This window comes from Streptomyces sp. NBC_01237 (genome assembly GCF_035917275.1).
Classification (GTDB): Bacteria; Actinomycetota; Actinomycetes; order Streptomycetales; family Streptomycetaceae; genus Streptomyces.
Genome location: NZ_CP108508.1, coordinates 5,337,999 through 5,359,753 on the forward strand (window position 1 = coordinate 5,337,999; position 21,755 = coordinate 5,359,753).

Here is a 21,755-nt window from a genome sequence, read left to right on the forward strand (position 1 = left end):
CATGGGGTACGTGGGTGGGACGAAGTAGGGATAACCCCACCTGTCGTCCGACGCGGCTGCTTACCACTTCTTTAACAGGGCCTAGACTCCCGTGCGTACAGATGGGGCCGGACAGGCGTGTTCGAGGGAGCGAGGGGCGGACGTGGGGACCGAATCGACCGTTCTCGCGTCGGAGTACTTCCGGAGCTATTCAGTGGTCGGACTGCTCGCCCTGATCGGCGTGCTGTTCGTCGCCGTCGCCTTCGGGGCCGGCCGACTGCTCAGGCCCGTGGTCCCGACGCCGGAGAAACTTCTCACCTACGAGTGCGGGGTGGACCCCGTCGGGGAAGGGTGGGCGCACACGCAGGTGCGCTATTACGTCTATGCCTTCCTGTACGTGATCTTCGCCGTCGACTCGATCTTTCTCTTTCCCTGGGCGACGGTATTCGCGGCACCCGGATACGGCGCGACGACGCTGGTGGAAATGTTCATTTTCCTCGGCTTCCTGGCCGTGGGACTGCTCTACGCATGGAAGAAGGGCGTCCTCGAATGGGCGTGACGAGCCGGCCGACTCCCGAACCGCAGCCCGATCCGCAGCCGGGCCTCGCGCCCCAGCCGGCCGCGCCGCAGACCGGCCTCGCGCCGCAACCGGTCGCGCTGCCGGAGCCGAAGCGGCTCGGTGTGCTCTCCCGGCTCGCTCCCGAGCCGATGAAGGTGGTCCTCAACTGGGGCCGCCGCTACAGCCTCTGGGTCTTCAACTTCGGACTCGCCTGCTGCGCCATCGAGTTCATCGCCGCCTCCATGGCCCGCCACGACTTCATCCGGCTCGGAGTGATCCCGTTCGCGCCGGGCCCCCGACAGGCCGACCTCATGATCGTTTCCGGCACGGTGACGGACAAGATGGCCCCGGCCGTGAAGCGCCTCTACGAACAGATGCCCGAGCCGAAGTACGTCATCTCCTTCGGCGCCTGCTCCAACTGCGGCGGCCCCTACTGGGACTCGTACTCCGTCACGAAGGGCGTCGACCAGATCATCCCGGTCGACGTGTACGTACCCGGCTGCCCGCCCCGGCCCGAAGCGCTGCTCCAGGGCATCCTCAAGCTCCAGGAGAAGATCGCCCGCGAGTCGCTCGCCGAGCGGTACGCGCCCGAGGGCGACGGCCCCGGCCGCCCGTCCACCGCCGCCCTGCGCAGCGAACTGGTCGCAGGCCCCACCGCGCCGGGGGAGGACCGGAAGTGACCACTCCCGACGGGATTCCCGAGGGGACTCCCGAACCCGCTCCCGAACTCGCTCCCGACTCCGGCGCGGCCCCGGCTTCCGACTCCGCTCCGGGCGCTTCCCCCGCTCCGGACTCCTCCACCGCTCCGGTCCCGACCGCGGCCGAGGACGCGTACGACCGGTTGCCGGACGCCGTCACCGAGATCTTCGGCGCGGACGCCACGGCCGGGCGTGCCTACGACCTGCTGACCGTCGACGTCCCCGCCAGCGACTGGATCGGCGCCCTCGAAACGGCCCGCGACCGGCTGGGCTGCGGCTACTTCGACTGGCTCAGCGCCGTCGACGAACCGGGCGTCGGCTTCCGCGTCTGCGCCCACGTCGCCGCCCTGCGAGCCGGTACGGTCCGGCGCCTCCTGGTCCGTACGACCGTCCCGCACGAGGCCGCCACGCTGCCCAGCGCCATCGGCGTCTACGCGGGTGCCGCCTGGCACGAGCGCGAGACCCACGAGATGTTCGGCGTCGCCTTCGAGGGCCATCCGCACCTCGTCCCGCTCCTGCTGCCCGAAGGCTTCGAGGGCCACCCGCTGCGCAAGGACTTCGTCCTGGCCGCCCGGGTCGCCAAGGCGTGGCCGGGCGCCAAGGAGCCGGGCGAGTCGGAGCACGGCGGCCCCAAGCGCCGCACCATGCTGCCGCCCGGCGTCCCCGACCCGAACGAATGGGGTCCGCTGAAGGGCACGCTCCCGGATGCCCCGGCCCGCCCGGCCCGAGGCGCCCGCGCCGCGGGCGGCGACCGCCCGGTGCGCCGCGCCCGCAGCGTGAGCGAGGGCTCGGCCGGTCAGCGCACGACGCCGGACGCGCCCGGTGCGGCCGACCCGACGGGCGCGCCCGCGGAGCCCCCGCCCCCGGCCGCCGCACGGCCGAGGCGTTCGCGCAGCGTGTCCGAGGGCTCGGCGAGCCAGCAGCGCGAGGCGACGCCGCCGGCACCCGCACCGGAGCCGGTACCGCCCGCACCCGCGCCGAAGCCGGAGCCGGTACCGGAATCGGACAGCACGGCGAGCGAACCGGCTCCCGCGCCGGAGCCCGCCCCCGAGCCCCAGCGTTCACCGCGACCGCCCCGCAGCACGGACGCCCCCTGGCACGATGCCCGCCCCGCGTTCGACCCTGCCGCGCCCACGGACTCCTCCACCACCCCCGAACGGGCCACCGACGCCGAGACCGAGTCGGCCGGTACCCCCGAGCGGGCCACCGACGTCGACGTCGACGCCGACACCCGACCCGACCGTCCCGCCGGAGGCGATACCGCGTGAACGACGTACTCGACGTCGCCCTCCGGCTCGTCATCGTCTTCGCCGTGTTCATGGTCGTCCCCCTCGTCGTGGGGCAGACCGAGCACAAGGTGATGGCCCATATGCAGGGCCGCCTCGGTCCCATGTACGCGGGCGGCTTCCACGGATGGGCCCAGCTCGTCGCGGACGGGGTGAAGTTCGCGCAGAAGGAGGACGTGGTCCCGGCCGCGGCCGACCGCCGCGTCTTCCAGCTCGCGCCCGCAGTCGCGCTCCTCCCGTACCTCCTCGTCCTGGTCGCCATCCCGATCGGCCCCGGTGAGGGTGCGGTCGGCCAGGTCGTCGACGCGGGCATCTTCTTCGTACTCGCCGTGATGGGCATCGGCGTGCTCGGCTCGCTGATGGCCGGATGGGCGTCGGCCAACAAGTACTCGCTGCTCGGCGGGTTGCGTACCGCCGCCCAGCTGCTCGCGTACGAACTGCCGATGCTCCTCGCCGCCGCCTCCGTGGCCATGGCGGCGGGCACCGTCTCGCTCCCCGGCATCCTCGACGCCTTCGAGTGGTGGTGGCTGCCCTGGCAGATCGTCGGAGCCCTGGTCTTCTTCGTGGCCGGACTCGCCGAGCTCCAGCGCCCCCCGTTCGACATGCCCGTCGCCGATTCCGAGATCATCTTCGGCGCGTACACCGAGTACACCGGTCTGCGCTTCGCCCTGTTCCTCCTGGCCGAGTACGCGGGCATCGTCGTCCTGTGCGCCCTGACCACCGTCCTGTTCCTCGGCGGCTGGCACGGACCTCTCGGGGCCGACGGACTCGGCTGGGTCTGGACCCTCCTCAAGACCGGCATCCTCGCGTTCGTCGTCATCTGGCTGCGCGTCAGCTATCCCCGGCTGCGCGAGGACCAGCTGCAGAAGCTCGCCTGGACCACGCTCATTCCGCTCGCTCTCGCGCAGATCGCGCTCACCGGCATCGTGAAGGTGGCGATCAACTAGTGCCTCCGATCCCTGGCTCCGGCCTGGCCAAGGGCCTCGCCGTGACTCTGCGCACGATGACGAAGAAGACCGTCACCGCGCAGTACCCGGACGTACAGCCCGACCTGCCGCCCCGCAGCCGCGGGGTCATCGGCCTGTTCGAGGAGAACTGCACGGTCTGCATGCTCTGCGCCCGTGAGTGCCCCGACTGGTGCATCTACATCGACTCCCACAAGGAGACGGTCCCCGCCGCGGCTCCGGGCGGCCGCGAACGCAGCCGCAACGTCCTGGACCGCTTCGCGATCGACTTCTCGCTCTGCATGTACTGCGGTATCTGCATCGAGGTCTGCCCTTTCGACGCGCTGTTCTGGTCACCGGAGTTCGAGTACGCCGAGACGGACATCCACGAACTCACCCACGAGCGGGACAAGCTCCGCGAGTGGATGTGGACCGTGCCGGAGCCGCCCGCGCTCGAACCGGGGGCCGAGGAGCCGAAGGAGATCGCGGCGGCCCGCAAGACCGCGGAGAAGCTGGAGGCGCAGAGCGCCCAACGCGCCCAGGAAGCACGGGAGGCCCAGGAGGCCCAGGAAGCCCGGGCGGCGCAGGAAGCACGCGACGCCGGGCAGGCACCGACGCGGGAGGGGGACCAGTGACCCTCGCCGCCACGACCACCGCTCTCACCACCGCCGCGGGCCACCCCGGTTTCCTCTCCCCGACCGGTGTCGAGATCGCCTTCCTCCTGGTCGGCCTCGCCACCTTCGGCGCCGCGCTCATCACCGTCACGACCAAACAGCTGGTGCACGCCGCCCTCTGGCTGGTCGTGGCGCTCGGCGGACTCGCCGTCGAATACCTCCTGCTCACCGCGGAGTTCATCGCCTGGGTCCAGGTCCTGATCTACGTGGGTTCCGTCGTCGTCCTCCTCCTCTTCGGACTGATGCTCACCAGAGCGCCCATCGGCCGTTCCCCCGACGCCGACTCCGGCAACCGGTGGATCGCGCTCGGTGTGGCCGCGGCCGCCGCGGCGGCCCTCGTCTGGGTGGTCGTGGACGCCTTCCGCACCACCTGGATCGACCTGGACGGACCGGCCCAGGGCTCCACCGAAGCGACGGGAGAGTTCCTCTTCCGGCACTGGGTGCTGCCGTTCGAAGCACTGTCGGTCCTGCTGCTCGCGGCCCTGGTCGGGGCGATCGTCCTGTCCCGCAAGAACCAGCCGCCCGCACAGGCCGGAAAGCCCGCACAGGCCGGTAAGCCCGCGCAGGCCGGAAAGCCCGCGCGGTCCGGAAAGCCCGGGCAGGCCGGAAAGCCCGCCCAGAGCGGGCCGCCCGCGAAGAACCGGCCGTCGACCAGGGGCCGAGAGGACAAGAGCTGATGCACCTCGCCTATCCCGCCGTGCTCGCCGTCCTCCTCTTCTGCACCGGGCTGTACGGAGTACTCGCCCGCCGCAACGCGATCCTCGTCCTGATGTCCGTCGAGCTGATGCTCAACGCCGTCAACCTCAACCTCGTCGCCTTCGACGTCTGGCTCCGCGACGCCCTGCACTCCGGCCAGGCCCTCACCCTTTTCACCATCGCCATCGCCGCGGCCGAGATCGGCATCGGCCTGGCGATCGTCCTCGCGGTCTACCGCAACCGCGGCAGCTCCGACGTCGACCGCCTCCGCGACACCGCCGAGACCGACGCCGCCGAATCACTCCCCGACGACGGCACCGGCACAGGCGCCGACGCGGGTACCGAAGACGCAGACCAGGCCACTGCTCCGGCAGGGAAGGCAAAGAAGGCAGAGGCCACCGCGTGACCACCACGACGCTCGCCGCCCTCGTCCCCCTCCTTCCCTTCCTGGGCGCGGTCGCCGGCCTCCTCCTCGGCCGCACCGCCCCCGGATTCGTACGCCCCCTCGCGATCCTCCCCACCCTCGCCGCGGCCGTCATCGCCGTCATCGTCGCCGCACGCCAGGGCGGCGGCCGGGCCATCGACGCCGCGACCCAGCTGACCCCCACCGGCTCGGTCCCCATCGACCTCGCCCTGCACCTCGACGGCTTCGCCGTCCTCGTCGCCGTCCTCGTCGGCCTCGTCGCGACCTGTGTGCAGATCTACTCGACCGCCTACCTGCGCGACGACCCCCGCTACCCCTCGTACGCGGCCCTCGTCTCCCTCTTCACCGCCGCGATGCTCCTCGTCGTCTACTCCGGCGACCTGATGGTGCTCCTGGTCGGCTGGGAGATCATGGGCATCTGCTCGTACTTCCTCGTCGGCCACTACTGGGAGACACCCGAAGCACGGGCCGCCTCCCTCAAGGCGTTCCTGGTCACCAAGCTCGGCGACGTCCCCTTCCTCATCGGCCTGTTCGCCCTCGCCGCCGACACCGGCACCTTCCGGATCACCAAAATCCTCGGCGCCGTGGCGAACGGCGGTCTCGACCACCCCACCCTCATCGCCCTGCTGCTTCTCGCGGGCGTCGCGGGCAAGTCCGCACAGTTCCCCCTGCACACCTGGCTGCCCGACGCGATGGCCGGTCCCACGCCCGTCTCCGCGCTCATCCACGCCGCGACGATGGTCGCCGCCGGTATCTACTTCGTGGCCCGGCTCCTCCCCGTCTTCGCCGCCTCCGGCGCGGCCCTCGTCGTCCTCGCCGTGATGGCCGCCGTCACGATGATCGGCTCGGGTCTCGCCGCCCTCGCCCAGGACGACATCAAGCGCGTCCTCGCCTACTCGACCATCGGCCAGCTCGGCTACATGTCCGGTGCCCTCGCCGTCGGGGACCGCGGTGCCGCCGTCTTCCACCTCCTGTCGCACGGCGCGTTCAAAGCGGTCCTCTTCCTTGCCGCGGGCGTCGTCATCCACGCCGCCGGGACGAACTCACTGGCCGTCATGTCCCGCATGAGCGGCCTCCCCCAGCGCATCCCGGACGCCTACTGGACGATGACCGTCGCGCTCCTGGCCCTCGCGGCGATCCCCCCGTTCGCCGGCTTCTTCTCCAAGGAAGCCGTACTCGTCGCCGCCGAACACACCGCCTTCGGCGACCGCGACGTCGCCCCGGCCGCCGCGGGCTGGACGATCCTCGTCGCCGGACTCGTCGCCGCCCTCCTCACCGCCGCGTACGCCGTGCGCCTGTGGCTCCTCGCCTTCCGGGGCCGCGGTGCCGAGGCCCCGGAGCACGGCAGGCAGCCCGTCGCCATGACCTCGGTCCTGTGGATCCTCGCCGTCCCCACCATCGCCTTCGGACTCGCCGTCGGCACGATCGGCGACTGGTTCGACGGCCACGCCCTCACTCCCTCCCTCGCCACGGCCGTGCTCTCCACCGGCGTCGGCCTCATCGGCGGACTGGTCACCTACGGCGCCTGGCGGCACACCACGGCCCTCGCCGCCCGTACCCCGATGGGCTCCGTCGTCGCCCACCCCGACGCCGAACCCGCCCTCGTCGAAGTCGAGGCGATGACCGCGCACACCGCCGCCTACGGCCACGACGGGGACGCCCCCGACCCCGCCGACCCCGGCCGCCTGCTGCTCGGCCCGCTGCACCGCCACGCGGCCGCCGGCTTCCACCTCGACGCCCTGTACGCGGCCCTGTTCGTCCGCCCCGTACTGGGCGCCGCCCGTGTCGTCCGCTTCCTGGACCGCGAGGTCGTCGACACCTACGTACGCGGCTCCGGCACCGGCGCACGCTGGCTCGGCACCGCGGTCCGCCGCGCCCAGACCGGCAACGTGCAGACCTACCTCAGCGCACTGCTCGCCGGTTCCCTTGTCCTGGCGATCGCCGCCGTCGTCTTTGCCAACGTCAACGCCGGGTCGTGAGCCGTGATCGATATCAGCGAATCCGTGATGCAGTTCCTTCTCGCGTTCCTCGTCGCCGGCCCGCTCCTCGGCGCCGCCGCGGCCCTGCTCCCCGCCCCGCCCGGACTGCGCGGCAGGAACCCCGACCAGGCCGTGCTCCGCCACGGAGTGACCGTCACCGGCGTCATCCTCATCGCCGCGATCGTCCTGGCCGTCGGCTTCGACCACGACAACCCGTCGAAGATGCAGGCCACCACCGACATCAGCTGGATCCCGGCGCTCGACGTCCGCATCCACCTCGGCATCGACGGCATCTCGCTCCCCCTTCTCGTACTCACCGCGCTCCTGACCTTCCTCTGCGCGGTGTACAGCTACTTCAAGATGCCCCCGGGCCCGTCCCCGAAGGCGTTCGTTGCCCTGATCCTCGTGCTGGAGTCCGGCACCCTCGCCACCTTCGCCGTCCTCGACCTGCTGCTGTTCTTCCTCGCCTTCGAGATGGTCCTCATCCCGATGTACTTCCTCATCGCCCGCTGGGGCGGCGACCGGAAGCAGGCCGCCGCCTGGAAGTTCATCCTCTACACGCTGCTCGGCTCGGTCGTCATGCTGCTGGGCCTCCTCCTCATCGGACTGGAGAGCGGCACCTTCGACATGGTGGCACTCGCCACTGACAACGGCCGTGGCCTCACCTCGTCCGTGCAGGTCATCGCCGTGCTGGCGATCGGCGTCGGCCTCGCCGTGAAGACCCCGATGTGGCCGCTGCACAGCTGGCTCCCGGACGCCCACACGGCCGCGCCGACCGTCGGCTCCGTCCTCCTCGCGGGCGTCATGCTGAAGATGGGAACGTACGGGTTCGTCCGCATCCTGCTCCCCATCACCCCCGACGGGATGCACACCTTCGCGCCCTACCTCGCCGCCTTCGCGGTCGTCGGCATCATCTACGGGTCCCTCGCCTGCCTCGCGCTGGCCCGCCCCGGTGCCAAGGGCGACCTCAAGCGCCTGATCGCGTACTCCTCGGTCGGCCACATGGGGTTCGTCCTCCTCGGCATCGCGACCATGACCCCCACCGGTGTCAACGGCGCGCTCTTCGCCAACATCGCCCACGGCCTCATCACCGGACTGCTCTTCTTCCTGGTCGGCGCGGTCAAGGACCGCTACGGCACCGCCGACCTCGACACCCTCGCCGGTGCGACCGGAGCCGCCCTCTACGGCCGGGCCCCCCGTCTCGGGGCCCTCCTCGCCTTCGCCGCCGTCGCCTCGCTGGGCCTGCCGGGACTCGCCGGATTCTGGGGCGAAATGCTCACTCTGTTCGGCGCCTTCGATCCCGCCGACGGCCTCAGCCGCCCCGCCTTCCGCACCTTCATGGCCATCGGCGCGTTCGGCACCCTGCTCACCGCCGCGTACATGCTCATCGTCGTACGCCGCGTCTGCATGGGGGAGCACACCCCGTCCCAGCAGCCCGGAAGCACGCGGCAGCTCGCCGACATCCAGACGTACGAATACGCCGCCTGGACCCCGCTCGCCGCCCTCACCGTCCTCGCCGGACTCTGGCCCGCCGTCCTTCTCGGCCTCACCGACCCGGCCGTGCAGAAGCTCCTCGCAGGAGGCAAGTCGTGACCGCGGACCTCGTGACCACAGCAGCCGGGACCACGCACCTCGTCGCGGGAACAGCAGCCGGAACAGGGGCGGGCACAGGAGCCGGAAGCGGCGCCCCGGGCCTGCTCGCCACCGCGGCCGACAGCACCCCCAGCCTCGTCCAGTCCATCGACTGGCTCGCCATCGCGCCCCCCGCCGTCGTGGCCGCGGTCGCCCTGATCGTCCTCGTCGCCGACCTGCTCGTCCCCGAACACCGCAAGCCGCTCCTCGGGTACGGCACCATCGCCGGGCTCGTCGCCGCACTCGCCCTGCTCATCCCGCTGCGCGCCGGGGACCGCTCCACCTTCTGCGTCACCGACGGCGCCCAGGCATGCAGCTACACCGCCGACCACTTCGCCCTCGTCATCCAGGCCCTCGTGCTCGGCGGCGCCCTGCTCACCGCCCTGCTCTCCCTCGACGACACGCGCAAGCTGCCCGCGGGCGAGTTCTGGTTCCTGCTGCTGTCCTCCGCGGCGGGCGCGGCCCTCCTGCCCGCCGCCCGCGACCTCACCACGCTCGTCGTCGCCCTCGAAGTCGCCTCCCTGCCCGCCTTCGCCCTGGTCGGCATCAAACGCGGCGACCGGCGCTCCTCCGAGGCCGCACTGAAGTTCTTCCTCTCCTCGGTCGTCGCGACCGCCGTGATGCTTCTCGGCGTCAGCTTCGTGTACGCGGCCACCGGCACGATGCACCTCACCGAGATCGCCGACCGCCTCGACGCCGTGCCCGGTCAGCTGGACACCCTCGCCAAGGCGGGCGTCGCCCTCACGCTCGTCGGCTTCGCCTTCAAGACGGCCGCCGCGCCCTTCCACTTCTGGGTGCCCGACACCTACGTCGGCGCCCCCCTGCCGATCGCCGCCTACCTCTCCGTCGTCGGCAAGGCCGTCGGGTTCTCCGGCCTCATCCTCGTCACCGTGATCGCGTTCCCCGCCTACGCCGACGTCTGGGGACCGGCCCTCGCCGTCCTCGCCGCGCTCACCATGACCATCGGCAACGTCGCCGCACTGCGCCAGAACGCCACCCGCGCCCGCAGCGCCGTCCGCCTGCTCGCCTGGTCGTCCGTCGCCCAGGCCGGCTATCTCCTGGTCCCGATCGCCGCCGCCGCGTACTCCGGCGACGAACAGATCGGCTCCACCGTCGCGTACGCCCTCATGTACGCCGTCGTGAACCTCGGCGCGTTCGCCGTCGCCGCCCTCGTGGCCCGTACGAGCCCCGGCAACCGGCTCACCGACTACCGCGGCCTGTACGCCACCCGCCCGCTCGCCGCCCTCGCGATGGGCTTCTTCCTGCTCTGCCTGGCCGGTCTGCCGCCCGGCATCATCGGCCTCTTCGCGAAGGTGACCGTCTTCTCCGCCGCCGTCGACGCGGGACTCGGCTGGCTCGCCGTCGTCATGGCCGTCAACGTAGTGATCGCCCTCTACTACTACCTTCAGTGGACAGCGGCCCTCTTCCGCACTCCGGAAGCGGGCGACACCGCCGTGCCCGCCGCCGACGGCACCGGAACGGGCAGCGGCGGCGCCCCGGCGCCCGCTCCGCACCGGCTTCGCGCCCCTGCGCCCCTGGTCACGGCGATCGTCCTCACCACCCTCGCGGGCGTGGCCCTCTCCGGCGCCCCGCAGCTCGTGCTCAGGTTCGCCGCAGTCAGCCTCTTCTGAGACCGGCCGGGAACGTCGCCCGGCCGCCCAAGATCGGTTTGCCCACGGCGGTCCCCACAGGGCAGGGTTCATGCCTGCATACGTCACGTAAAGGACGTCACGTAGCGGGCACGGAAGAGGGAAAGCAGTGCTGAACGGGTTCAAGGACTTCATCCTGCGTGGAAACGTCATCTCGATGGCGATCGGGCTCGCCGTGGGAGCAGCCTTCACCGCGGTCGTCACCGGCTTCAGTACCGCGTTCATCACCCCGCTGATCGGCCTCGCCACCGGCTCGGTCGGTGACTTCAGCGCGGCGGAGTTCGCGGTGGAGGGCGCCATCTTCCCGTACGGAAAGTTCCTCGCCGCCGCCATCGCCTTCCTCATCACCGCCGCGGTCCTCTACTTCTGCGTCGTCGTCCCCATGGCCAAGGTCCAGAACCGCTTCACGGCCAAGGCCGACGAGAAGGCCGACATCAAGGCCGCCGTGCGCGACTGCCCCCGCTGCTTCACCGAGATCCCCTCCATCGCCTCCCGCTGCGGACACTGCACCAGCGAGGTCGAGCCCGACCCCGAGGCCCTCGCGCTCGCCGGACTCCCCGCCCAGCGCTGACCGCCTCGGCACCGATCACGCTCGGCGCCGACCCGCCGACGCCGACCCCCTCGGCACCGAACCCGCTTCGGCGCCGCCCCGGCTCACCGCCGGACCGCCCCACCGCGACACCCGTACGGCCCAGCGGCGGATCGTACGGGTACGGAGCCCGAACCGGCCGGAACAGCCGGACGGGCCCCACCCTCCGGCCGCGCGCACAAGGGAACTAGCTCTCCTCGCCTGGCGTTGACCAGTACGGGAGGCTCCACTGGAGAGTGGAGCACCACCAAGCAAGGGTTCCCCTGCTGCACCACTTGGAGGGCGTACCGTGCACCGCCGGCACAACGGGCTGAGAACCGCCGTACTCCTCGGGGGCCTGTCCGCACTCATCATCGTCATCGGCAGCTTCTTCGGCCGTACGGGTCTGATCGTCGCGCTCGTCGTAGCGGTCGGCACCAACGCCTACGCGTACTGGAACAGCGACAAGCTGGCTCTCAGGGCCATGCGGGCCCGGCCCGTCAGCGAGTTCGAAGCGCCGCAGCTCTACCGCATCGTCCGGGAACTCTCCACCGCGGCCCGGCAGCCCATGCCCCGGCTCTACATCTCCCCGACCCAGGCGCCCAACGCCTTCGCGACCGGCCGCAACCCGCGCAACGCGGCGGTCTGCTGCACCGACGGCATCCTCCAGATCCTCGACGAACGAGAGCTGCGAGGAGTCCTGGGGCACGAGCTCAGCCATGTCTACAACCGCGACATCCTGATCTCGTCCGTCGCCGGAGCCCTGGCCTCCGTCATCATGTTCCTCGTCAACTTCGCCTGGCTGATTCCCATCGGCCGGTCCAACGACGACGAGGGCCCCGGCATTCTGGGCATGATGCTGATCATGATCCTGGGCCCGCTCGCCGCATCGGTCATCCAACTGGCCGTCAGCCGCTCCCGCGAGTACGAGGCCGACGCCTCCGGTGCCCAGCTCACCGGAGACCCCCTCGCGCTGGCCGGCGCCCTGCGCAAGCTCGACGCCGGTACGAAGCAGCTTCCGCTGCCCGCCGAACCGAGGATCGAGACCGCGAGCCACATGATGATCGCGAACCCGTTCCGCCCCGGCCGGGGAATGGCCAAGATGTTCTCGACGCACCCGCCGATGGCGGAGCGCATCGCCCGACTCGAGCAGATGGCAGGTCATCGCCCGTGAAGACAATCCTGAACGTCATATGGCTCGTCCTGTGCGGCTTCTGGATGTTCCTCGGCTACATCGCCGCAGGGCTGCTGCTGTGCATCACGATCATCGGCATCCCCTTCGGCCTCGCGGCGTTCCGCATCGGCGTCTACGCCCTGTGGCCCTTCGGGTACACGGTCGTGGACCGCCGGGACGCCGGCGCGCCCTCCTGCGTCGGCAACGTCCTCTGGCTGGTCCTCGCCGGATGGTGGCTCGCACTCGGCCACATCTTCACCGGCATCGCCCTGTGCGTCACCATCATCGGTATCCCGCTCGGCATCGCGAACTTCAAGCTGATCCCGGTCTCGCTCATGCCCTTCGGCAAGGAGATCGTCCGCACCGACCAGCCCTTCGCCTCCCGGTAGAACACCCGGACGGGGCCGCAGGCAACCGTCCGCACGCCCCTGGCGTCTTGGATTTCAAGACCAGGTAAGGGGTAGGTGCGGCAGCATGAGCATTATCGGTTGGATCATTCTCGGGCTGCTCGCGGGCGCCATAGCCAAAATCCTGCTGCCGGGCCGGGACCCGGGCGGCATCATCGGCACGACCCTCATCGGCATCGTGGGTGCCTTCCTCGGCGGCTGGCTGTCCAGCCGGTTCCTCGACCGCCCCATCAGCAACGACTTCTACGACACGGCGACATGGGTGGCCGCCATCGCGGGCTCCCTCGTCCTGCTCATCGCCTACCGGCTGCTCTTCGGCAACTCACGCGAACGGCGCTGACCGCGGCCGGCCGCCCCCGGCGCCCGGCCGCTCATGGAGCCCCGTCTCGCGCAGCGTCACATTGAGCCGGCCGGCCCGCAGTCCCGCCGCCGGGCCGGCCGTCCCCGGGTACACCTTCGGCACCCCGTGGAACGCGAAACGTGACGGCCCGCCGAAGACGAACAGGTCCCCGGAGGCCAACTCCACATCGGTGTACGGCCGCCCGCGATCCTGTGTGTTCCCGAACCGGAACACACAGGTGTCGCCCACGCTCAGCGATACCACCGGAGCACCGGAGCGCTCCTCCTTGTCCTGGTGCATGCCCATTTTCGCCGCACCGTCATAGAAGTTGATCAGCGCGGTGTCCGGCGCGAACGACGCGGCGGCGTCCGCGTCCCCGTACGCCTCCGCCACCGCCGCACGCCCCAGATCGGCCAGCCATTCGGGGAACGGGGCCACTCGCGCCCCGTTCACATCGTCGGCGGTACGCCCGTAGCGGTACGGCTGCCAGTGCCACCCCAGGCACACCGTGCGCACCGACATCACCCCACCGCCCGGCAACACCGTGTGCCGCAAGGGAACGGGACCCCGCGCCCACTGACGGCAGGCGGCCACCAACTCCCGTCGGCGGTCCACCGACAGCCACTCCGGCACATGGACGGCGCCCGGTGCGACGACCCGCCGCGGCCGGGGAAAGAGGCCGTCGGACGACGACGGCGGATCCACCCGCGGAACCACTCGGACCACCACCTTCAGAACCTCGTACCGCCCCGTGCCGGTGCCGGCGCGGGGCACACGCACCACGCCACCGTCCGCGGCACCGGCACAGGGCTCTCGCCACGCCGCAGGGCACTTCTCCGCCACACAGGACTCCCGGCGCCCACAGCAAGGGTCTCAGAGCCCCGCCGGCTCAGCGCCGTGGCCCACCCGGCCCCGCCGGCTCAGCGCCGTGGCACCGAGGCACCCTCAAGCCCCAGCAGCCGCTCCTTGCGCTCCAGTCCGCCCGCGTAGCCGCGCAGGGCCCCGTCCGCCCCGATCACGCGATGGCACGGGCGCACGACCAGCAGGGGATTGCGCCCGATCGCCGTCCCCACGGCCCGCACCCCCGCGCCGGAGGACCCCACGCGTGCGGCGATCTGCCCGTACGAGACCGTCTCCCCGTACGGGATGGTGTCCAGCGCCTGCCAGACCCGCCGCTGGAACTCCGTACCCACCCCGTCCGCGTACGGGATGTCGAAGCGGGTCAGCCGCCCCGCGAAGTACGCCTCCAACTGCGCGGCGATCCCGGCGAACAGCCCGGGGGCCTGTTGCCAGCCGTCCTGGACGACGGCGCCGCCCTTCTGGCCGGGCAGGGACAGCGACACCAGCGCGACACCACCCGACGGCGCCATGTCCACGCCCGAGGTGTCCGGGGTGTTGGACGAATCCGTCGAATCCGCCCCCGTCCCGGCCTCCACCCTTTCTGTCCCCGCCGTCCCCGCCGACGTTTCGCCGACCAGAAGCAGCTCACCCAGCGGGCTGCCGACCTTCGCGTACACCGTGGTCATGACTCGTCATCCTCCTTGCCGGGCGAACCGCGCCCACGGACCGAAGCCCGTGCGCGCTTCCCGTACCGCCAAGTCTGCGGCTGCCACCGTGCCGGGACTGGCGGAAATCGGACATCGTCCCGGGCTTCGGCAGGGCCCGTCCGCCCCCGGGAACGCCTGCGGGGCGGCCCGCGCCGGCCAGCACGCCCGCCCCGCCCCCACGTCGCCGTGAACCGCGGCGACGGGACCGCTCCGCCCGCCTACCGGTAGTTGGCGAACTGCACCGCGAAGTCGAAGTCCTGGCCCTTGAGCAGCGCCTGCACGGCCTGCAGGTCGTCCCGGCTCTTCGAGCTGACCCGCAGCTCGTCGCCCTGGACCAGCGCCTTGACGCCCTTCGGGCCCTCATCGCGAATGATCTTCGCCACCTTCTTGGCGTTCTCCTGCGAGATGCCTTCCTCGATCGTGGCGAAGATCTTGTACTCCTTGCCGGAAAGCTGCGGCTCGCCCGCGTCCAGCGACTTCAGCGAGATGCCGCGCTTGATCAGCTTGGACTGGAAGATGTCGAGGATGGCCTTGACCCGCTCCTCGCCGCTCGCCTCCATCAGGATCTTCTCGCCGGACCACGAGATCGAGGCACCCGTGCCCTTGAAGTCGTAACGCTGGGAGATCTCCTTGGCGGCCTGGTTGAGGGCGTTGTCGACCTCCTGCCGCTCGACCTTCGAGACGATGTCGAAACTGGAGTCGGCCATGACGTGTGGCTCCTTGCGTCGAATGCGTTGGGATACAGCCCGAAGCCTAAGGGCTGCCCCGCCATCCCCGGTGGGCGCGCGACGACAGCCACGGCACCTCGCGGCGCCGCCGGAACGCCCGGATACCTCCCGTACGCGGATGCCGCCGCCCGCCGGTGCACCGGGTCCGCCGCCGCGCACCGATCCACCAGGGACGACGGACGGCCCCCGGCCACCATGGCCAGCCCGGGGTGCCGATCAATCGGGTGGCGGAGCACCCCTGGGCATCGGGTATCGTTTACGTCGTCGCCAAGGAGCACCCCAGTGGGGTTCCGACGCGTCGTTCGAGGCGGTGTGCCCGAGTGGCCAAAGGGAGCAGACTGTAAATCTGCCGGCTCAGCCTACCCAGGTTCGAACCCTGGCGCCGCCACGCGAACAGAGCCCCCGACCAGCATGTCTGGTCGGGGGCTCAGTCGTTTCCGCCCGCCGTGTCCGCAGGCTCCCGCCGCGGCCGGGGGCGTGGCCGGAGCCTGCGGACACAGGCTCCCGCCGCGGCCGGGGGCGTGGCCGGATCAGTTGCCCGCGACGTCCTTCACCGCGACCGTCATCGGCACGTTGCCCGAGATCAGTTCCAGTGTCAGGCCCGCCGTGGCCGGGGTGTCCAGGAGCTCCAGCAGGGTCGCCGCCACATCGTCCCGCGGTACCGGTCCGCGCCCGGTCGACGCGGCCAGCAGGACCTGGCCGGTGCCCGCGTCGTTCGTCAGCATTCCCGGGCGCAGGATCGTCCAGTCGAGTGCGGTCCTGGAACGTACGTCCGCGTCGGCGGCACCCTTGGCCCTCAGGTAGGCGTCGAAGACCTCGTTGCCCGGGTGCTCGGGGTCGGCGCCCATCGAGGAGACGACGATGTAGCGCCGTACTCCCGCGAGTTCGGCCCCGTCCGCGAACAGCACCGCGGCGCCGCGGTCCACGGAGTCCTTGCGCTCCAGGCCGCTGTTCGGGCCCGCACCGGCTGCGAAGACCGCCGCGTCGGCGCCGCGCAGGACCTCCGCGGCCTGTTCCACGGAGGCCGATTCGAGGTCCAGTACGACCGGTTCGGCGCCCACCGCTCCGAGGTCGGCGCTCTGTTCGGGGTTGCGGATGATGCCGACGGCTTCATCGCCGCGTGCGGCGAGCAGACGCTCCAGCCGCAGCGCGATCTGACCATGTCCACCTGCGATGACAATGCGCATACTCACGACCGTACGCCGGAGCGCGGCGGCGCGCTCACGGCCTGCCGCCGGGCGCGGAATCGGGGCGGCCCTGGCGGGGAAGGCCGAGGGCGACGGTCGCCTCGGAGTCGCAGAACTCGCGTACGGCGCTGGTGCGGGCGACCACGCGGCCCCGGTGCACCACGATCCTGCTGTAGGCGAGCGAGAGGACCGCGGCGAGCCGCTCCCCGCGCAGGGCGAGGAGCTCGGCCGGGAAGCCGGCCTCGACCCGGACCTCGGGAAGGCCCATGGCCGCTCTGGCGGTGGCCGAGACGGTGTCGTATGCCTGTTCGGCGCGCAGGCCGTTCTGCGAGGCCAGGAGGTAGGCGGCTTCGAGGGGGTCGCCGCGCCCGACCGGGTTGGCCGCGTCGCGCAGCGCGCCGCTGCCCGCCGCCACGCGTACGCCGGCGGCGCGCAGGAGGCGTACGGGGGCGGTTCCGCGGCGTTCCGCGCCGGAGCAGCCGCCCTGGGGGAGGCAGATGACCGTGACCCCGGCGGCGGCGAGCTGGTCGGCGGCCCGGGTGGCGGCTTCGAGCGGGAGCTGGGCGAGGCCGGCGCAGGGGCCGACGGAGACGCCGGGGCGGAGTCCGCCGGCCATGGCGGCGAGACGGGCGAGGCGGGCCGGGTCGTCGCCGTCGGTGTGCAGGTCGACGGGGCAGCCGTGCTCGGCGGCGATCTCCAGGACGGCTTCGGTGTAGCCGGTGGGGTCGGGGTCGAGGTCGGGGCAGCCGCCGACGACCCCCGCGCCCATCTTCACGGCGTCGCGGAGCATGGCGAGGCCGTCGGCGCCCGCGATGCCGGTGAGGAGGCGGGGGACGGCCACGGCGGTGAGGTCGGCCAGCCCGCGCAGCGCCCGTCGGGTCTGGAGGACGGCTTCGAGCGCCGCGAGGCCCTGTACGTCGCCGATGCGGACGTGGGAGCGCAGCGCGGTGGTGCCGTGGCCGAGCTGGAGCAGAGCGGCTTGGGTGGCGCGGCGCTGGATGTCCTCGGCGCGGTGGGAGGCGGGGCCGGGGCCGTCGGGTCCCACGCTGTCGGCGGTGAGCGCGGTGTCGCTGTGGGCGTGGGGTTCGGCGGGCGCCGGGAGCAGGAGGTACCCGCGCAGGTCGACGCGTGGGCCGTGGGTGGTGAGGCTGCCCGCGGTGCCGACGGCTTCGATGCGGCCGCCGCTGAGCCGTACGTCCACGGTGCGGCCGTCGGTGAGCCGGGCGCCGGAGAGCACGAGCGCGGGGGTCTCGGCGGTGAGGGCGTCGGGGGCGGCCGCGTCGGCGCTTTCGGGCGCGTTGTCGTCGGGCCGCCGCGGCTGGCTGTCGGGCATCGCGCTCCTGGGAAGGGGGTGCAAGATCACATGGAGTGGGTCGAGCCTAGGGGGGTGCCAGGCCCACTTCGAGGAAGAGCGCAATAGTCGTACCGGTGTGCCTCGCGGGGGTGCCACGTCTCCGTTCCCGGCCGCTCGGGAAGTCCGGGCCAGGTCGCGATGAGCCCTGATCAAGGCCCGATCAAGGCCCGATCCGGGGGTCGGGCAGGGTGTCGATCAGGGGCCGGACGTGGGCCGTCGAAACGGATTTGGGCGATCGGCGGAGGACCGTGTAATGTCTTCATCGCTCGCCCCAATAGCTCAGTCGGTAGAGCGTCTCCATGGTAAGGAGAAGGTCTGCGGTTCGATTCCGCATTGGGGCTCTGGTGATCGGGAAACCCCGCTTCGGCGGGGGGACTCATCATCAAAGCGGTGTAGCTCAGTCGGTAGAGCAAGCGGCTCATAATCGCTGTGTCACCGGTTCAAGTCCGGTCACCGCTACCAACGGTAGCCGATTGTTGGGTCGGTCCTTCGATCGGCTACTCTTTTATGCGTTCATCCGTCCATCCGTCCGTCCAAGGAGCACTCACGTGGCTGCCACCGACGTCCGCCCGAAGATCACGCTGGCCTGCGTGGAGTGCAAGGAGCGGAACTACATCACCAAGAAGAACCGGCGTAACAACCCGGACCGTCTTGAGATGAAGAAGCACTGCCCGCGCTGCAACTCGCACACCGCGCACCGCGAAACCCGCTGAATCAGGCTCGTACACGAGGCCGTCCCCTCTGGGGGCGGCCTCGTGTCGTTGTATGGGGCTGTCCCTGCCCTTATTCGTCTTTCATCAGGAGGTAGCGAGCTCATGGCGCTCGACCAGTCCTTCGTGGGGCGGACCTATCCGCCCACCCCGGCGTACGAGGTCGGCCGGGAGAAGATCCGCGAGTTCGCCGAAGCGGTGGGCGACACCAATCCGGTGTACGTCGATCCGGTGGCCGCGGAGGCGCTCGGGCATTCCGATGTGATCGCGCCTCCCACCTTTGTCTTCTCGATCACGTTCAAGGCCGCCGCGGCGGTCGTGCAGGATCCGCAGCTGGGACTGGACTACAGCCGTGTGGTGCACGGTGACCAGAAGTTCACGTATGCGCGTCCCGTACGGGCGGGGGACCGGCTCACGGTCACGTCGACGATCGAGGGCATCAAGTCCCTGGCGGGCAACGACATCCTGGACATCCGGGGCGACGTGCACGACGAGTCCGGTGCGCTCGTCGTGACGGCGCTGATGAAGCTGGTGGCGCGCGCCGCCGAGGAGGCGTGATGACCGCGAAGATCAGTTACGGGTCGGTCGAGGTGGGGACGGAGCTGCCGGCGCAGTCGTTCCCGGTGACGCGGGCGACGCTGGTGCAGTACGCGGGCGCCTCGGGCGACTTCAATCCGATCCACTGGAACGAGAAGTTCGCCCGCGAGGTCGGGCTGCCGGATGTGATCGCGCACGGCATGTTCACGATGGCCGAGGCGATCCGGGTGGTCACGGACTGGGCCGGGGACCCGGCGGCGGTCGTCGAGTACGGGGTGCGGTTCACCAAGCCGGTCGTCGTGCCGAACGACGACAAGGGCGCGCTGGTCGAGGTCAGTGGCAAGGTCGCCGCGAAGCTGGACGACAACCAGGTGCGGGTGGACCTGGTCGCCATGTGTGACGGCAAGAAGGTGCTGGGAATGTCCCGGGCCGTGGTCAGGCTCGCCTGAGACCGAGTGACATGGGTAAGGGGCGTCCCTCTTGGAGGGGCGCCCCTTACCCATGCCGCCCGCACCGGGCGGGACGCTGAGCGGCGCCCGCTTCGGGCTTGCCAAGTTAGTGATTGAGCAATAACTTACTCGCATGGCAAGAATGAGTGCGGAGGAGCGGCGCGAGAGCGTCGTTCGTGCGGCGATCACCGAGTTCGCGCGCGGTGGCTACAACGGCACGTCGACCGAGGCGATCGCGAAGCGGGTCGGTGTCTCGCAGCCGTATCTCTTCCGGCTCTATCCGAACAAGCGGGCCATCTTCCTCGCCGCCGCCGAGCGCTGCCTCGAAGACACCCATCAGGTGTTCATGACGGCCGCCGAAGGACTGGAGGGTGAGGAGGCGCTGCATGCCATGGCCGCGGCGTACCAGCGTCTCATCGTCGACGACGCCGACAAGCTGCTGATGCAGATGCAGATCTACGCGGCCATCGCGGCGGCGGAGGCGAGCGGGGACCACGAGTTCGGTGAGACGGTGCGGGCCGGCTGGGGGCGGATGTGGGACGACCTCCATATCGTCCTCGGGGGGGATCTGGGCGAGACGACGACGTTCCTGGCGTACGGGATGCTCGTCAACACGCTGGCCTCGCTCGGCTTCCCTGCCGGCCATCGCACCTGGTCGGGGTTCTACGACTCGGCCCGGCCCACGGGGTGAACAGCGCGACCCGGGTTCGGCCCGGTTTTCTGTCCGTGAAAGTTAGTAATCAATAACTAATGCTCTGGGGGAGCAGTGAACCAGCACACAGCCAGTCGCGGGAGAGCCGTCTGGGCCCTCGTCATCACCAGCGTCGCCGGGTTCATGGCGGCGCTCGACAACCTCGTCGTCACCACCGCGCTGCCGTCCATCCGCGAGAGCCTCGGCGGTGAGCTGAAGGAGCTGGAATGGACGGTGAACGCGTACACCCTCACCTTCGCCGTGCTGCTGATGACCGGTGCCGCGCTCGGTGACCGGTTCGGCAGACGGCGGCTCTTCATGGCCGGGCTCTCCGTCTTCACCGCCGCCTCGGCCGCCGCCGCACTGTCGCCCGGCATCGACGAGCTCATCGCCTTCCGCGCGGTCCAGGGCATCGGCGCGGCGATCATGATGCCGCTGACCCTCACCCTGCTGAGCGCCGCCGTACCGGCCGCCCGGCGGGGCATGGCACTGGGCATCTTCGGCGCCGTCACCGGCATGGCCGTCGCGAGCGGGCCACTGATCGGCGGCACGCTCACCGAGCACATCTCCTGGCACTGGATCTTCTGGCTGAACGTCCCGATCGGCCTGGTGCTGCTGCCGCTGGCCCGGTGGCGCCTCGCCGAGTCGTACGCCCCCAAGGCCCCGCTCGACATACCCGGTACGGTCCTGATCAGCGCGGGCCTCTTCGGCATCGTCTACGCCCTGGTCAGCACCACGAGCCACGGCTGGACCAGCCCCACCGTGCTGACCGGGCTGATCGTGGGCACGGCCCTGCTCGGCGCGTTCGTGCACCACGGCTTCCACGCGAAGAACCCGATGCTTCCGATGCGGCTCTTCCGCAGCCGCGCCTTCTTCGGGATCAACATCGCGAGCCTGCTGATGTTCCTCGGAATGTTCGGGTCGATCTTCCTGCTCAGCCAGTTCCTGCAGAACGGACTCGGCTACTCGCCCACCGAGGCCGGTCTGCGGATGCTGCCCTGGACCGGGATGCCGATGCTGGTCGCGCCGATCGCCGGCTACCTCTCCGACCGGTACGGCGGCCGCCCCGTCGTGGTGACCGGGCTGGTGCTCCAGGCCACCGGCCTCGCGCTCTTCGCGCTGATGATCTCGCCGGACATGAGCTACGTCTCCCAGCTGCCCGCCCTGATCATCGGCGGCATCGGCATGGCGATGTACTTCGCGCCCGCCGCCAGCCTGGTGCTCTCCAGCGTCCGTGAGGGAGAGCAGGGCATCGCCTCCGGCGCCAACAACGCGCTGCGGGAGGTCGGCGGGGCGCTCGGAGTCGCCGTGCTGGCCTCGGTCTTCTCGGCGCAGGGCGGATACGGATCGGCCCGCGCCCTCGCGGACGGAACCGGTCCGGCCGTCTGGATCGGCGCCGGAGTCGTGGCCCTCGCCGCGCTCGTCGCCCTCCTCATCCCCGCCCGGCGCGGTGCGCGGGTGCCGGAGCCCCGGCCGGCCGAGGAGCGGGCCGCCGTCGCGGCCTGAGCCTCCTGCGGGGCGGGCGCGCCCCGCCGTCCGGGCG

General features: G+C 71.0%; 24 protein-coding genes and 3 tRNA genes. 22 read left to right on the forward strand and 5 right to left on the reverse strand.

The window, feature by feature from the left end; translation table 11 throughout:
• The first annotated feature begins 142 nt into the window (after positions 1-142).
• The 14 genes from OG251_RS23805 (at position 143) to OG251_RS23870 (ending at position 13,009) form a co-directional block, all read left to right on the forward strand.
• Entirely contained in the window at positions 143-538 is a 396-nt protein-coding gene (locus OG251_RS23805) for an NADH-quinone oxidoreductase subunit A (RefSeq protein WP_326679066.1), read from the forward strand.
• Complete coding sequence (locus tag OG251_RS23810) at positions 529-1,218, forward strand: NADH-quinone oxidoreductase subunit B (protein ID WP_326679067.1); 690 nt, start codon at positions 529-531, stop codon at positions 1,216-1,218. Before OG251_RS23805 ends, OG251_RS23810 begins: the two co-directional genes overlap by 10 nt.
• A complete protein-coding gene (locus OG251_RS23815; protein WP_442818367.1) occupies positions 1,215-2,504 on the forward strand; it encodes an NADH-quinone oxidoreductase subunit C in 1,290 nt (429 codons plus the stop codon). The genes OG251_RS23810 and OG251_RS23815 overlap by 4 nt, the downstream gene beginning before the upstream one ends.
• Positions 2,501-3,469, forward strand: a complete 969-nt coding sequence (locus OG251_RS23820; RefSeq protein ID WP_326679068.1) for a complex I subunit 1/NuoH family protein — start codon at positions 2,501-2,503, stop codon at positions 3,467-3,469. The genes OG251_RS23815 and OG251_RS23820 overlap by 4 nt, the downstream gene beginning before the upstream one ends.
• The gene (locus tag OG251_RS23825) at positions 3,469-4,101 is read left to right on the forward strand and encodes a NuoI/complex I 23 kDa subunit family protein (protein ID WP_326679069.1); all 633 of its coding nucleotides are present in this window, start codon (positions 3,469-3,471) and stop codon (positions 4,099-4,101) included. The genes OG251_RS23820 and OG251_RS23825 overlap by 1 nt, the downstream gene beginning before the upstream one ends.
• Positions 4,098-4,817: an NADH-quinone oxidoreductase subunit J family protein gene (locus OG251_RS23830; protein WP_326679070.1), complete on the forward strand. Its 720-nt coding sequence runs from the start codon at positions 4,098-4,100 to the stop codon at positions 4,815-4,817. The genes OG251_RS23825 and OG251_RS23830 overlap by 4 nt, the downstream gene beginning before the upstream one ends.
• A complete protein-coding gene (gene nuoK / locus OG251_RS23835) occupies positions 4,817-5,242 on the forward strand; it encodes an NADH-quinone oxidoreductase subunit NuoK (protein ID WP_326679071.1) in 426 nt (141 codons plus the stop codon). The genes OG251_RS23830 and nuoK overlap by 1 nt, the downstream gene beginning before the upstream one ends.
• Positions 5,239-7,239, forward strand: coding sequence for an NADH-quinone oxidoreductase subunit 5 family protein (locus OG251_RS23840; RefSeq protein ID WP_326679072.1), 2,001 nt, complete (start codon positions 5,239-5,241; stop codon positions 7,237-7,239). The genes nuoK and OG251_RS23840 overlap by 4 nt, the downstream gene beginning before the upstream one ends.
• 27 nt (positions 7,240-7,266) lie before the next feature.
• Positions 7,267-8,832: a complex I subunit 4 family protein gene (locus OG251_RS23845; protein ID WP_326681387.1), complete on the forward strand. Its 1,566-nt coding sequence runs from the start codon at positions 7,267-7,269 to the stop codon at positions 8,830-8,832.
• Positions 8,829-10,502 (forward strand): NADH-quinone oxidoreductase subunit N, encoded by a 1,674-nt coding sequence (locus OG251_RS23850; RefSeq protein ID WP_442818368.1) that lies wholly within the window; start codon positions 8,829-8,831, stop codon positions 10,500-10,502. The genes OG251_RS23845 and OG251_RS23850 overlap by 4 nt, the downstream gene beginning before the upstream one ends.
• A 127-nt stretch (positions 10,503-10,629) precedes the next feature.
• The gene (locus OG251_RS23855; RefSeq protein WP_326679073.1) at positions 10,630-11,091 is read left to right on the forward strand and encodes an MscL family protein; all 462 of its coding nucleotides are present in this window, start codon (positions 10,630-10,632) and stop codon (positions 11,089-11,091) included.
• Positions 11,092-11,398: 307 nt separating this feature from the next.
• Complete coding sequence (gene htpX, locus OG251_RS23860; RefSeq protein ID WP_326679074.1) at positions 11,399-12,262, forward strand: zinc metalloprotease HtpX; 864 nt, start codon at positions 11,399-11,401, stop codon at positions 12,260-12,262.
• Positions 12,259-12,651: a YccF domain-containing protein gene (locus OG251_RS23865; RefSeq protein ID WP_326679075.1), complete on the forward strand. Its 393-nt coding sequence runs from the start codon at positions 12,259-12,261 to the stop codon at positions 12,649-12,651. Before htpX ends, OG251_RS23865 begins: the two co-directional genes overlap by 4 nt.
• 85 nt (positions 12,652-12,736) lie before the next feature.
• The gene (locus tag OG251_RS23870; protein WP_326679076.1) at positions 12,737-13,009 is read left to right on the forward strand and encodes a GlsB/YeaQ/YmgE family stress response membrane protein; all 273 of its coding nucleotides are present in this window, start codon (positions 12,737-12,739) and stop codon (positions 13,007-13,009) included.
• Here the strand turns inward: OG251_RS23870 and OG251_RS23875 are convergent.
• From OG251_RS23875 to OG251_RS23885, 3 genes are all read right to left on the reverse strand, one after another.
• Positions 12,992-13,714 (reverse strand): alpha-ketoglutarate-dependent dioxygenase AlkB family protein, encoded by a 723-nt coding sequence (locus OG251_RS23875; protein ID WP_326681389.1) that lies wholly within the window; start codon positions 13,712-13,714, stop codon positions 12,992-12,994. The genes OG251_RS23870 and OG251_RS23875 overlap by 18 nt on opposite strands.
• A 215-nt stretch (positions 13,715-13,929) precedes the next feature.
• On the reverse strand, positions 13,930-14,535 hold the full coding sequence (locus OG251_RS23880) for a methylated-DNA--[protein]-cysteine S-methyltransferase (RefSeq protein ID WP_442818369.1): 606 nt from the start codon (positions 14,533-14,535) through the stop codon (positions 13,930-13,932).
• Between the two features lie 239 nt (positions 14,536-14,774).
• Complete coding sequence (locus OG251_RS23885) at positions 14,775-15,263, reverse strand: YajQ family cyclic di-GMP-binding protein (protein ID WP_326679077.1); 489 nt, start codon at positions 15,261-15,263, stop codon at positions 14,775-14,777.
• Between the two features lie 327 nt (positions 15,264-15,590).
• On the opposite strand from OG251_RS23885, the gene OG251_RS23890 reads away from it, so the two are divergent.
• A tRNA-Tyr gene (locus OG251_RS23890) sits at positions 15,591-15,672 on the forward strand.
• Positions 15,673-15,814: 142 nt separating this feature from the next.
• Here OG251_RS23890 and OG251_RS23895 read toward each other — a convergent pair.
• Both OG251_RS23895 and OG251_RS23900 read right to left on the reverse strand, forming a co-directional pair.
• A complete protein-coding gene (locus OG251_RS23895) occupies positions 15,815-16,471 on the reverse strand; it encodes an SDR family oxidoreductase (RefSeq protein WP_326679078.1) in 657 nt (218 codons plus the stop codon).
• Between the two features lie 34 nt (positions 16,472-16,505).
• Positions 16,506-17,804 (reverse strand): amidohydrolase family protein, encoded by a 1,299-nt coding sequence (locus tag OG251_RS23900; RefSeq protein ID WP_326679079.1) that lies wholly within the window; start codon positions 17,802-17,804, stop codon positions 16,506-16,508.
• A 289-nt stretch (positions 17,805-18,093) separates the two neighbouring features.
• Here OG251_RS23900 and OG251_RS23905 point away from each other — a divergent pair.
• The 7 genes from OG251_RS23905 (at position 18,094) to OG251_RS23935 (ending at position 21,718) form a co-directional block, all read left to right on the forward strand.
• Positions 18,094-18,166, forward strand: a tRNA-Thr gene (locus OG251_RS23905).
• Positions 18,167-18,211: 45 nt separating this feature from the next.
• Positions 18,212-18,287, forward strand: a tRNA-Met gene (locus OG251_RS23910).
• 86 nt (positions 18,288-18,373) lie between these two features.
• Positions 18,374-18,538, forward strand: a complete 165-nt coding sequence (gene rpmG / locus OG251_RS23915; protein ID WP_003956487.1) for a 50S ribosomal protein L33 — start codon at positions 18,374-18,376, stop codon at positions 18,536-18,538.
• Positions 18,539-18,640: 102 nt separating this feature from the next.
• Complete coding sequence (locus tag OG251_RS23920; protein ID WP_073718421.1) at positions 18,641-19,093, forward strand: MaoC family dehydratase N-terminal domain-containing protein; 453 nt, start codon at positions 18,641-18,643, stop codon at positions 19,091-19,093.
• On the forward strand, positions 19,093-19,521 hold the full coding sequence (locus tag OG251_RS23925; protein WP_326679080.1) for a MaoC family dehydratase: 429 nt from the start codon (positions 19,093-19,095) through the stop codon (positions 19,519-19,521). Before OG251_RS23920 ends, OG251_RS23925 begins: the two co-directional genes overlap by 1 nt.
• A 142-nt stretch (positions 19,522-19,663) precedes the next feature.
• A complete protein-coding gene (locus tag OG251_RS23930) occupies positions 19,664-20,212 on the forward strand; it encodes a TetR/AcrR family transcriptional regulator (RefSeq protein ID WP_326681391.1) in 549 nt (182 codons plus the stop codon).
• Between the two features lie 75 nt (positions 20,213-20,287).
• Positions 20,288-21,718, forward strand: a complete 1,431-nt coding sequence (locus OG251_RS23935; RefSeq protein ID WP_326679081.1) for an MFS transporter — start codon at positions 20,288-20,290, stop codon at positions 21,716-21,718.
• Positions 21,719-21,755 lie beyond the last annotated feature (37 nt).